The organism is Streptomyces sp. NPDC005574 (assembly GCF_040605435.1).
Taxonomy (GTDB): Bacteria; Actinomycetota; Actinomycetes; order Streptomycetales; family Streptomycetaceae; genus Streptomyces.
The window spans coordinates 1-10,993 of sequence record NZ_JBEXCW010000156.1; the positions used below are offsets into that span (position 1 = coordinate 1).

10 protein-coding genes and 2 pseudogenes are annotated in these 10,993 nt (G+C 69.6%); 8 read left to right on the plus strand and 4 right to left on the minus strand.

Annotation, left to right across the window (positions count from 1 at the left end; genetic code table 11):
* The 4 genes from ABZT03_RS41140 to ABZT03_RS41155 all read left to right on the plus strand — a co-directional run.
* The coding region (locus ABZT03_RS41140; RefSeq protein ID WP_356048915.1) for a hypothetical protein at positions 1–248 on the plus strand (248 nt) is incomplete at its 5' end.
* 266 nt (positions 249–514) lie between these two features.
* Entirely contained in the window at positions 515–874 is a 360-nt protein-coding gene (locus ABZT03_RS41145; protein ID WP_356048917.1) for a hypothetical protein, read from the plus strand.
* Positions 875–1,601: 727 nt separating this feature from the next.
* Entirely contained in the window at positions 1,602–2,069 is a 468-nt protein-coding gene (locus tag ABZT03_RS41150; RefSeq protein ID WP_356048919.1) for a lamin tail domain-containing protein, read from the plus strand.
* Positions 2,070–2,396: 327 nt separating this feature from the next.
* Positions 2,397–2,705 carry a hypothetical protein gene (locus ABZT03_RS41155; RefSeq protein WP_356048921.1) on the plus strand — a complete coding sequence of 103 codons (309 nt, stop codon included), beginning with the start codon at positions 2,397–2,399 and terminating at the stop codon, positions 2,703–2,705.
* An 89-nt stretch (positions 2,706–2,794) separates the two neighbouring features.
* Here the strand turns inward: ABZT03_RS41155 and ABZT03_RS41160 are convergent, their stop codons facing one another.
* Complete coding sequence (locus tag ABZT03_RS41160) at positions 2,795–3,190, minus strand: DUF5707 domain-containing protein (protein WP_356048922.1); 396 nt, start codon at positions 3,188–3,190, stop codon at positions 2,795–2,797.
* On the opposite strand from ABZT03_RS41160, the pseudogene ABZT03_RS41165 reads away from it, so the two are divergent.
* Both ABZT03_RS41165 and ABZT03_RS41170 read left to right on the plus strand, forming a co-directional pair.
* Positions 3,115–4,490, plus strand: a pseudogene (locus tag ABZT03_RS41165) (UvrD-helicase domain-containing protein); the annotation flags it as partial. The gene ABZT03_RS41160 and the pseudogene ABZT03_RS41165 sit on opposite strands and share 76 nt — an antisense overlap.
* 630 nt (positions 4,491–5,120) lie before the next feature.
* Positions 5,121–5,291: pseudogene (locus ABZT03_RS41170) on the plus strand (transcriptional regulator); the annotation flags it as partial.
* A 34-nt stretch (positions 5,292–5,325) separates the two neighbouring features.
* On the opposite strand, the gene secD reads toward ABZT03_RS41170, so the two are convergent.
* The 3 genes from secD to ABZT03_RS41185 all read right to left on the minus strand — a co-directional run bounded on the left by secD (position 5,326) and on the right by ABZT03_RS41185 (position 9,788).
* Complete coding sequence (gene secD / locus ABZT03_RS41175) at positions 5,326–7,596, minus strand: protein translocase subunit SecD (protein ID WP_356048924.1); 2,271 nt, start codon at positions 7,594–7,596, stop codon at positions 5,326–5,328.
* Positions 7,597–8,175: 579 nt separating this feature from the next.
* Positions 8,176–8,841: a response regulator transcription factor gene (locus ABZT03_RS41180; RefSeq protein WP_356048926.1), complete on the minus strand. Its 666-nt coding sequence runs from the start codon at positions 8,839–8,841 to the stop codon at positions 8,176–8,178.
* On the minus strand, positions 8,838–9,788 hold the full coding sequence (locus ABZT03_RS41185; protein WP_356048927.1) for a sensor histidine kinase: 951 nt from the start codon (positions 9,786–9,788) through the stop codon (positions 8,838–8,840). The genes ABZT03_RS41180 and ABZT03_RS41185 overlap by 4 nt, the downstream gene beginning before the upstream one ends.
* A 343-nt stretch (positions 9,789–10,131) precedes the next feature.
* On the opposite strand from ABZT03_RS41185, the gene ABZT03_RS41190 reads away from it, so the two are divergent.
* Together ABZT03_RS41190 and ABZT03_RS41195 are read left to right on the plus strand one after the other, a co-directional pair.
* Positions 10,132–10,458, plus strand: coding sequence for a TraR/DksA C4-type zinc finger protein (locus ABZT03_RS41190; protein ID WP_356048928.1), 327 nt, complete (start codon positions 10,132–10,134; stop codon positions 10,456–10,458).
* A 46-nt stretch (positions 10,459–10,504) separates the two neighbouring features.
* Positions 10,505–10,879, plus strand: a complete 375-nt coding sequence (locus ABZT03_RS41195; RefSeq protein WP_356048929.1) for a TraR/DksA C4-type zinc finger protein — start codon at positions 10,505–10,507, stop codon at positions 10,877–10,879.
* Positions 10,880–10,993 lie beyond the last annotated feature (114 nt).

A 10,993-nucleotide genomic window follows, 5' to 3' on the forward strand; every position in this document is an offset into this window, starting at 1 on the left:
GCCTCACCGGTTCACCGGTGAGGCAGCGGCCGAACGGCATCTGTCTCGTAAGACCGCGCCGTGGAGCTGACGCCGCGGCGGCGCGGCTGGCATTCCCTGAACGCGTCGCGCACCGACGCGCGCCGCTGACCGATGAGCGCGGCCAGGCTCGCGGCCAAAACTGGGTCGTCCACACCGAGCCGGACGACGAGATAGCCGTCCCCGGAAAGATGGCGAGAGTGAAAGCATGCATCACCCCGGCAGGTTGAGTGCCTGGGCGAGGAGAGGTGGGGCATGGCGGTGGAGCCGGGGATGTGGGAGACGGTGGGGGTCGCGCTGGTGACCGCGCTGGTCACGACGGTGGGGACCGGGTGGCTCGTGGTGCCGCGGCTGGAGGCCCGCAAGCGCAGGATCGGGGAGCTCTACCAGGCCCGGGACAAGTTCCTGGCGTCGATGCTCAGGATCGTCTCGGCGGGGTCCCGGCTCCGGGCGATGCAGGTAGCCGGCCGCCGACGACCCGGGATGGACGCAGGAGATGCGTGCCCGCGTCCGCGCAGAGCGGAAGCGGTGGACGAAGCAGCTCGACGAGGCGACCGAGTGGATGGTCGACAACGTCGAGACCTACGCGCCGACCTGGCCTGCGGCGGTCCTGCGCGAGATGATCGGGACGTACGTAGCGCATGCCCGCGCAGTGGCGATCTCCGAGCGCGACGACAACCGGAAGGCCGAGCTGCTGACCGAGCTCACCGGCCCGGTGTGGGCAGTCTTCGGCTCCCGGGGCTGGCAGCGCGGCCCCAGGCTCTTCCCCCGGTCGGTTCAGCGTCTGGAGGCCACCATCGCGACGATGGCGGCCGAGACCGATCGGCAGCTTGCTTCCGCCGCCCCGGCGTCCTGAGCCCCCGGGGCGACACGGTCGTCACAGAGGAGTTCGGGCTCGGTCTCCTGGCGGGCTGCTTTCCGGATTCCCTCGGCGGCCTGGCGGGCGCCGCAGCGCGAGCCCGGCGGCGGGGCTCTCGGCAGGTTCTGAGGCGGGTGGATCGTCTGGCCGATTGATCGCCGTGGGTGCAGGCCCGCAGAGGAGTACACGGTGCGCAGCCCGCCGCTGGTACCTGCACCACCACCCTCGGCCTTGTTGACCGCTCCATATCGAACGCTCGGAACCATCGCGCGGCATCTCGGAGGGGGCCCGGCGGCCGTTGTCGTCCATTCCAGGCAGCGGACCACCGTAGAGGTACCGGGGCCGCAGCACTGTCTGTGCGCATGTCGAACTGAAGGGTTCTGTTACTCACTTTCGGGTGACGGCCCCGGCGGCTGGTGGGGTGGCGCAGCCTGGCGTTCCGAGGTGACGTGTCAGTGGCGGCACGGGTCGTGCGCCTGGCGGGGCGTCAACCTGGTGTATACACCGCATGAATGGACGTTACAGGTAAGAGTCACAGTGATACGGATGAAAGGTAATGAGGCGCACGTATCGCGTTCACTTTCTGCGTGGTGCGGCCATGGTGTGGGTGTGCGGCCGGACGGCCGCCACCCGCACATCGCACCGCACCTCACCTCCCGGCATCTGCTGGGTCTTGGAGGGGCCGGTGCCTGTACAGCCAGGGGGCTTTGTGTCTTCTTCCACTGTGAGTGTTCGTCGTCTGTCCGCCGCCGCTGCCGTGGCCGCGGCTCTGGTCGGGGCGGTGGCGCTGCCGGCGTCGGCGGCCGACCACGCCCGCCCCCACCAGCGGGTGGAGATCAGCTCGGTGCAGTACGACTCGCCGGGACCTGACGACCGCTCCAACCGCTCGCTGAACAAGGAATGGGTGGAACTCACCAACACCACCCGCCAGACGGTCAACCTCGACGGCTGGACCCTCGAGGACGAGGACGGCCACACCTACACCTTCGACCACTACCGCCTGGCCGGCCGCGCCACCGTCCGCATCCACACCGGCCAGGGCCGCGACACCCGCACCGACCTCTACCAGGACCGCCGCGCCTACGTGTGGAACAACGACCACGACACCGCCACCCTGCGCAACGATCGCGGCCGCATCGTCGACGAGGACTCCTGGAGTGGACGCCACCACCGCGGCAGCAGGCGCGGCTGAACAACCTCCTGCACGCCCGTGACCGGTGACCGCTGAACACAGCGCCACCAGCACACCCCGGCGGCGCGCTGGGCCCGCCCCGGGGCCCACAGCGCCGCCGGCCAGCCGTTTTGGTCTGGAAGCGGGCGACCATCGCGGCTGGCGGTTGAGCTGAGCCGCCGACTTGATCAACGGTTTCACCTTTGCGCGTATGCGAGACCCACGAGTCTGGCCACGGAGGTGGGCCAGCTTGCCCGCGGGGTGCCTCCTTTCTGCGCTTCCTCACGCGTGGCGGCGCGGCCGCCCGGGTCTTCGATGTCATCTCGCCGCAGCTTTTGGAGCGATCACATGCCCGTCTCTACCGAGACGGACTTCACCGCCCGCGCCGTCACCTACCGGCTCACAGCCGACATGGTCCGGGCTGCAGTTGCCCGCCTGACGCCCGCCGATTCCGCTGAGCCGCACCCCAACCGCAGCTGGTACGCCCTCGTCGGCGCCCATCTCTTCTACGTGGTCGACCTGGTGGAAGAGGCCACCGGCGCTGGGGACGTGGCCGTCAAGACGGCTCGTCTCCGCCTCGCCGAACTCGGCTTCCCCGTCTTTGCCCTGGCCTGGAACTCGCTGCTGACCCAGGGCCATCCCGGTCACACTGGCTGACCGCGGGCTCGATGTCCGTCACGGTCTGCGGCCGCCGTGATGCGGCGGGCAGGCTTGGAGCCCCTGCCACATCCCGGCCAGAGCTACCGTCAGCGGACGGTGAAGCCGGCTGCGTTGTTGTCGGGGGTGGTGGTGCCGTTGTTCGCTTCGGCCAGGACGGCGATGTGCCAGGCGCCGTGGGGGGACGATGCCGCGTCGGTGGGGGTGACGGTGGTGGTGTAGGTGCAGTGGACGGTGTGCTTGCCGGCCGCCGTGCAGACGGTGCTCTCGGCGGCGGCCATGTCCTTGGCGGTCAGCTTCTGCTTGGCGAGCGAGGAGGTGGCCGGCCAGGCCAGGACCTTGACGCTCTTGACGCCGGAGGAGGCGGTCGGTGGACGGGCGGACCGCAGTCTGCGCGGTGCGTTCTTTCTTGACCCTCCTCGCCCACACCACCACCCGCCGCGGCCGCTACCTCGCCTACAACCGGGCCATCGCCCAGGACGCACGCGCCCGCTTCCCCCGAAGCGTCCTGTGCAAGACCGCCCACGCCCTGGCCTACGCCGCCGTCGGCCACCGCTACACCCGCCGCCTGAACGCCCCCCGCCGCCCGGCCTGGCAGAGCGGGCAGGCTCTCGGCATCACCAAGGCCGTCCGCATCGGCGAACGTGGCCTCTCCCCAAAGACCCTCTCCAACGCCACCTTGCGCACCGTGGCCCGCTTCTGCCACACCGCCGACCCCGCCATCACAGGCCACCACGTCCCGCACCTGCGGGGCCTGGAAGACCGCGCCCTGCACGCCCAACTCGCCGCCCACATCGTGCCCTTCGCCCACAAGGCCTGGGCCGACCTCCAGCACCCGGACGAGGGCGCGGTCCGCTTCGACCACGACCACTACCTGAAAATCTGGGCCCTCACGAACCCGAAAATCGACACCGACTTCCTGCTCCTGGACGAGGCCCAGGACACCAACCCCGTCGTCGAGCAGATCTTCCTCGACCAGCGCGGCCACGCCCAACTGGTGATGGTCGGCGACTCCGCCCAGGCCATCTACGGCTGGCGCGGTGCCAAGGACGTCATGACCGGCTTCGACGGCACCCAGCTCGCCCTGTCCCAGTCCTTCCGCTTCGGCCCCCGCCTCGCCGAGGAAGCGAACCGCTGGCTGGCCATCGCCGACGCTCCCATCCGTCTCACCGGCACCACCGCCGTGCCCACCGAACTCGGCCCCCTCGCCCGGCCCGATGCCGTGCTGTGCCGCACCAACGTCGGCGCCATCGCCCAGGTCATGGAACTGTTGCCCTGGTCGGGGGAGGGGACAGTCTGCGCGCGCTGGCCCTGGCCGCCCACGACCTCAAGGAAGGCCGCCGCACCGCCCACCCCGAGCTGGTCCTGTTCCCCTCCTGGGGAGAGCTGCAGGACTACGCCGTACACGACCCGGCCGGACGTGATCTGCAGCCGCTGGTCGATCTCGTCGACACCCACGGCACCGACGCCATCCTGTCCGCCGTTGCCCAACTCGTCCCTGAGCAACAGGCCGAAGTCACCGTCTCGACCGCCCACAAGGCCAAGGGCCGCGAATGGGCGCGAGTGAAAATCGCCGACGACTTCACCCCGCCCAAGGACAGCGACCAGCTCGACGACACCGGCCGCGCCGTACCCGGCCCGATCGACGACGGCGAGGCCCGTCTCGCCTACGTCGCCGTCACCCGCACCCGACACCGCCTGGACATCGGCGGCCTGTCCTGGATCGAGGATCACCCTGCCGCCACCCTGCCACTGTCACTGCCGGCAGGGGGCGGGCACACGTAGGCCTCGGATCAGGGCCGAGGCCGAACCGGCCGGGACTTGGCGCAAGCGGCATGCCGTTTGCGCTTGGCGGGGCCGGTGTTGCGGAGTTGTAGAAGTGCGCACGCAGTGGCTGGCGTTTCTCCGGTGAGAGGCTTGAGCGTTTGACGGCGTCGGGCCAGTCAGCCGGGACGGCATGCCGTGGCCGCACGGTACGAGGGCCCGGCGCAACTCGTCCTCGCCGACGCACTCGATGCCGTCCGTGATGCCGAGCGCTCCAAGACGGGCTGCAGCTGGCCGGGGTTGCCGTCGTCCTCGGCGCACCTCAGCGGATGAAGGTGCGGGCGTTCTCGATGCCCTGCTCAAGGATCTCGTCGGAGAACAGCCGCGTCGAAGACTGGTGGGCAGAGATGCCGACGGTCAGAGAGCGCTGTCGGTGAGGCTTCCTCGGCGCACCGCTTCTTCGACCGTGCATCCCCGCCGCCGTGCCAGGGCGTGGAAGGCATCGCGTTCGCGCTGCCAGTTGAGGGCCGCTCGGGAGTCTGTAAAGCGAGCGGTGTAACTGGGCTTGGTGTGGCTAGAGTTGGCCTGCGGTGAGGCGGCCGTCGAAGGCGAGGTCGAAGGCGTTCATGGCGCCCTTCCAGCGCATGGTCCCTGGGCAACTGCCCCTTTCACGCGCTGGCGCGTGAGCACACGCAGACGGTGTGCGGCATGAACCTGCACCTGATGCGCGGCGTCCTGCACGGGCTGGACGAGGGCAGGTATGCGGCCTGTCTGTCGCCCAGCCCGGGCCGGTGCTGTGTCCGGTTGGAGTCTGTCGCCTGATCATCACGGGCGACAGAACCGAACCTTCCCGGCGTCAGCGACGCGCGCTGCCCATGGCTGCGGGGATGCGACCAGCCCCGCCGTGCTTGTGCAGTTCGATGGCCAGCGGTGTGGCGGTGAACATCGAGGAGTAGGTGCCCACCACGAGGCCGATGAGGAGGGCGAGAGCGAAGTCGGTCAGGGTGTCGCCGCCGAGGACGGCCAAGGCGGTGAGGATGAGGGCGGCACCCATGCCGGTGTTGACGGTGCGGGGCAGGGTCTGCAGGAGTGCCTGGTTGGCGATGTGGGCGAAGGGCATCTTGCGGTCGTGGCGGCCGAGTTCCCTGATCCGGTCGAAGACGACGACGGAGTCGTTGACGGAGTAGCCGATGACGGTCAGCAGCGCGGCCAGGAAGACGCCGTCGACGGGCATGCCGAGCCAGGCGAAGATGCCGATGAGGATCACGACGTCGTGGGCGAGGGCGGCGACCGCGGAGGTTCCCAGCAGCCACCGGAAGCGGGCAGCGAGGTAGATCAGCTGGGCGACGAGGGCTACGACGAGGGCGATGAGGGCGCCGTGGCGCAGTTCCTTGCCGAGGCTGGGCCCGATGGCTTCGTCGCGGATCTTGTCTGCTTCCTGTGCCAGGTTGGTGATGGTGTCGGTGATGGCTGCCGCCTGGGTGTTGCTCAGGTGGTGGGTGCGGACGGTGAGCTGGTTCTCGCCGGAGCTCTGTACGACGGCCCGGGGGAACCCGGCGTCGGCGAGCGCGCTGCGGGCCCGGTCGGCGTCGACGGGGGTGTTCGTGGTGTATTCGATGAGACGGCCGCCGGTGAACTCGACGCCGAAGTCGAGGCCGCGCACCACGATGCCCGAAGCAGCCAGGACGAGGGCGGCGGCGGAGGCGGCCAGCCATCGGCGCGGATGGCGCAGGAGGTTCGGCTTGCTTCGGCTAAGGCGGTCGCGGACTGTGCCAGTGTGGGCGATGCCGGTGAGGTGGGGGCGGCGGCGCAGGCGGGGGCGGGCGATGGCGTAGTCGGCGAGGGCGCGAGTGATGACCAGGGCGCTGACCATGGAGGCGAGGACGCCGATGCCGAGCGTGACGCCGAACCCGCGCACGGGCCCGGAGGCCAGGAAGAACAGCAGCCCGGCGGCGATGAGGGTGGTGATGTTGGAGTCGGCGATCGCGCTGAAGGCCCTGCGGAATCCCGCGGTCAGGGACGACCGTGGGGTGGGGCGGTGGCGGGAGGCGTACTCCTCGCGGGCGCGTTCGAAGACGAGCACGTTGGCATCGACCGCCATGCCGATGGCCAGCACGAAGCCGGCGAGGCCGGGCAGGGTGAGGGTGGCGCCGAGGGCTGCGAGGGCCGCGTAGGAGATGAGGCCGTAGCAGGCCAGGGCCACGGTCGCCAGGACGCCCATGATCCGGTAGACGGCGATGATGAACAGCGAGGTCAGCGCGGTGCCGATGGCGGCGGCCCAGGCGCTAGCCGTGATGGCTTGCGCGCCCAGGGTGGGACCGACGGTGCGCTGCTCGACGGTCTCGACCGGCACCGGCAGGGCGCCCCCGTTGATAAGTAGGGCCAGCTCCTTGGCTTCGGTGTCGTCGAAGGTGCCGGTGATCTGGGTGGAGCCGCCGCTGATGCCGGAGCGGCAGGCGACGGACGGGTCGACCTGCGGCGAAGAGATGATCTTGTCGTCCAGGACGATGGCGACCCGGCGGGCCGGGTCTCCGGCCGCATGGCAGGCGGCCTCGCCGGTAAGGCGGGCCCACCCCTCCTCACCTGATCCCCTGAAGCCGACGGTGACGTGCCATCCGCCGCCGCCCTGCTGATCGAAGCGGGCGACTGCCTTCTCGACGTCCTTGCCGGTCAGTGACGCTGCCTGAAGACGCAGGTGTTGGCCGGACTCGTCGGCCAGCACATGCTCGCGGGGCCGTTTGGGCAGCGGTTCGGGCAGGTCGTCGGCGCTGGCGGCCGTGCCGAGTACCTGGTGGAAGGTGAGCTGGGCGGTGCGGCCGAGCACGTCGGCCGCCTCGCGGGGATCCTGCAGGCCGGGCAGTTCGACGACGATCCGGAAGCTGCCGGAACGCGCGATGCTGGGTTCGGCGACACCGAGCGCGTCGATACGGCCGCGCAGCACCTCCACGGTGCGGTCCGTCGCCTCTTCGCCGGCGTCGTCAGCGGCGGTGGGGCGGGTTTCCAGCACGATCTGGGTGCCGCCCCGCAGATCGAGTCCGAGGTGGACGGGCACGGTGAGCGCGACGTACAGGGACAGGGCGACGGCGGCGAGGGCGATCAGCCCTCTGATGTGCGGGGATCGGTTCACAGCGGGCCTCCGGCAGGCACACCGCGGCCAGGACAGTGGCCGCGGCCAGGAAGGGAGAAGAGATGAAGGTTCAGATGCCGGAGAGCGCGGGTGGTGCCCTCACCCCGTGGCGGTGTGCCGGCTGGTCCGATTGAGGCGGGCCTATCGCCGAGGGCGGGGGCTGTGCGAGCCGGAATGGGTCGGCCGCCGTGCCAGGCGACGCACCCGGGGTGGAGACCGGCGGAGCATGACGCTCGCCGGCGCCGTCCCGATGGCTTCGAACGGAAACCGTCGAGACCGCAGGGTCCGCCCTGTCTGCGTACGACTCGCTGTGCGCCGACGCGGCCTCGGCAGCGGCTACCGTGCCATTCGGTACGCGGGGGTGCTCACCCAGGGCCGATGAGCCGAGCAGGGTGGCAAGAACGGCGAGCAGGACGGCCCACGCCGCGGCCGAGCCAGATCCACGCGTGCGCGGAACGGTGAGCGCGAAGCGGGCCATCCCCTCTCCCTTCCTATTGGTGGCGGCCCGCTGAAAGCAGTCCGGAGCCTCAAGGCCCCTGTCGGGGAGTACGCAGCCGGAACCCTGAGGCGTCAGCAGGTTCAGGGTTCGATGAGGCCGGCGCGGATCGCGTAGCGGGTGAGTTCCAGCCGATCCCGCAGGCCGAGTTTGTGCAGCAGGTTCTCCCGATGGCGGTGGACGGTCTTGATGCTGATGAAGAGCAGCTCGGCGATCTCCTTGGACGAGTGCCCCTCGGCCACGAGCTTGAGGACTTCCTCCTCGCGCGCGGTCAGCACCTGCTCGGGCGGTTCCTCCCCGTTGCGGACCCGGTCGAGATAGTTGCGGATGAGCGCCGTGACCGCACCCGGATACAGGAACGGCTCATCCCGCATGGCGGCACGGCATGCCGCCACGAGATCGCGGTCGGCCACGGACTTCAGCACATATCCGCTGGCGCCGGCCTTCAGCGCCTGGAAAAAGTACTGCTCGTTGTCGTGCATCGTCAGCATCAGCACCCGCACGCCGGGCTTCAGCGCAAGAAGCTCCCGGGTGGCCTGCAGCCCGGTCATCCGGGGCATGGCGATGTCCATCACCACCAGGTCGACCTCATGGGTGCGGGCCAGCTCAATGGCTTCCGCTCCGTCCCCGGCCTCGGCAATGACTTCCAGGTCCGGCTCCCGATCGAGAATGAGCCGCACCCCGCGACGTACCAGCGTGTGGTCGTCGGCGAGGAGGATACGGATCACGGATGTGTGCGGCGTGGTCATGGCTGCTTCCTGAGGGGGACGGTGAGCCGGACCGTCGTACCGGACGGCTGCTGGGCGGTGACATCCAGCGTGGCCCCGATCAGCAGGGCCCGCTCGCGCATTCCTCGAATGCCCGCTCCTTCGCGCGCGACCCCGGTGCCGCGGCCGTCATCGACCACGGCCAGCACCACCACCTCGCCGGTGTGATGCAGGCTCACCTCGACCTGGCCGGCCTCGGCATGACGGGCCGCGTTGGTCAGGGCTTCCTGGGCAACGCGGTACAGCACCAGTTCCGTCTCCTGATCCAGCGCGGGCAGGCCGGTCTCGAAGCGGCGCACCACGCGCAGCCCCACGTGGGTGGCGAACTCGCTGGTCAGCGAGGTCAGGGCGCTGACCAGACCGAGGTCCTCCAGTACGCCCGGCCGCAGCCGGCGCACCAGGCGCCGTACCTCATCCAGGCTTCCCCGGGTGATCTCCTGTACCTGCCGCAGCTCACCGCGCAGGGGCTCGTCCGCGTCGTCGGCGGCCCGCTCGAGCGACAGCAGGATCGCGGTCATGCTCTGGCCCACCTCGTCGTGCAGTTCCTGGGCGATGCGGCGCCGCTCCGCTTCCTGCGCGAACAAGGCGCGGGCGCTGCTGGAGGCCCGTTCGTGTTCAAGGCGCTCGAGCATGGCGTTGAAGGTACGGATCAGTTCGGCGGTCTCACCCCGGCCGCGTTCCGGCAGCCGTTGCCCGGGGCGCAGCAGATCGACGGTGGTCATCAGCCGCGTGAGGCGGTCGAGCGGTGCCAGACCGATCCGCAACAGAGCGGCGTTGGCAACCAGCATCACCACCAGGCCGCCCACGAGGATGACCGCCTCGGTCAATACCACCGGCACGGAGACGGTCACCGGAGCCCACAGCAGCAGCGCGGTGGCGCTTCCCAGCACGACCGCGTTGAGCGCGAAGATCCGCCAGAACAGGGACACTGGGATGACGCCTTTCTCCGTGTGGCACGGCTTTGTCTTTACTGTCGGTCACCGCACACTCCGAGCATGAGCTGCGTCCACTGGTCCTGACCAGCCTGTTGTCCAGGCTGCCCGCTGCCGGCTCCGCCGTCGATGGGCTCCAATGCCCATTTCCCGCTCTTGACCTCCCCACCCCGAGATGGGCCTTCCGCCATGCCACAGATGGGTATCGCGCCCGATGGGCTTTGTGCGGCATCGCGGCCACGGTAAAGGCATGGACCAGCCCCCGTGACTCTCCCCCCGGTCCTGGCCCCAACGGCACTCGCCCAGCGCACCCCACCCCACGTGGAAAGAAAAAATCGCCATGTCACTCGATACACCCCAGACCGAAACCCGCCCTGAACGGCTGACGGCGCACGAAGCCCTCCAGCGCCTCGAACACGAACGGGCCTCCCGCCTCACCCAACTGCGAGCCATCGACGAGGCCCGGACTGACACGGAAGAACAGGTGATGTCCACACAGAAAGACACCATCCAGCAAGTCCTCGCCCAGGTCGAGGCCGCGTTCGCCCGCGTCCGGGACGGCAGCTACGGCATCTGCCGCAACTGCCACAGGCCGATCCCGGTCGAACGCCTGGAGATCCTGCCGTACACCGCGTTCTGCGTCCCCTGCCAGCGCAATTCCGCCTGACAACCACCCTTCCAACCTCCCTCTCCCGCCCTGTCCAGGGGGTGACTTGGTGAACGACCAGATCATCGACGACCGCACCACCAACCTGTCGACCGAGGACTTCGCCGCACTGCGCGAGAACCTGCACGAACAGCGCCTGTTCCGCCAGGAACAGCTGCACCAACTCTCCACCGCCGGCACGACCCGCGCCGACGCATTCCGCGCCCGGCAGGCCGCCTCCCAGATCGAGGTCCGCGTCAAACTCGCCGCCTCCGCCCGCATGGTTCTGGCCGACGTCGAAGCCGCCATCGAACGCATGGACCACGGCCGCTACGGCTCCTGCCACCTGTGCCGCAGCCCTATCGCCCGCGAGCGACTGATGATCGTGCCGCAAGCCCGCTACTGCGCCCGCTGCCAGCAGGTCAGGGAGGCAGACCGGTGACCACCGCCCCCAGCCCCCGTAGGTCGTGTCTTCAATTGATCTTGAGTGGTGGATCATGGTCGGGTGATACGTCGCCATGAACTGTCCGATGAGGAGTGGGAGTTCCTCCGTCCG

Excerpts from the sequence above, each read along its gene's own strand:
- ABZT03_RS41145 (WP_356048917.1), top strand. The coding sequence starts at position 515 with ATGCGTGCCCGCGTCCGCGCAGAGCGGAAGCGGTGGACGAAGCAGCTC.
- ABZT03_RS41155 (WP_356048921.1), top strand. The coding sequence starts at position 2,397 with ATGCCCGTCTCTACCGAGACGGACTTCACCGCCCGCGCCGTCACCTAC.
- ABZT03_RS41180 (WP_356048926.1), bottom strand. The coding sequence starts at position 8,841 with ATGACCACGCCGCACACATCCGTGATCCGTATCCTCCTCGCCGACGAC.
- ABZT03_RS41190 (WP_356048928.1), top strand. The coding sequence starts at position 10,132 with ATGTCACTCGATACACCCCAGACCGAAACCCGCCCTGAACGGCTGACG.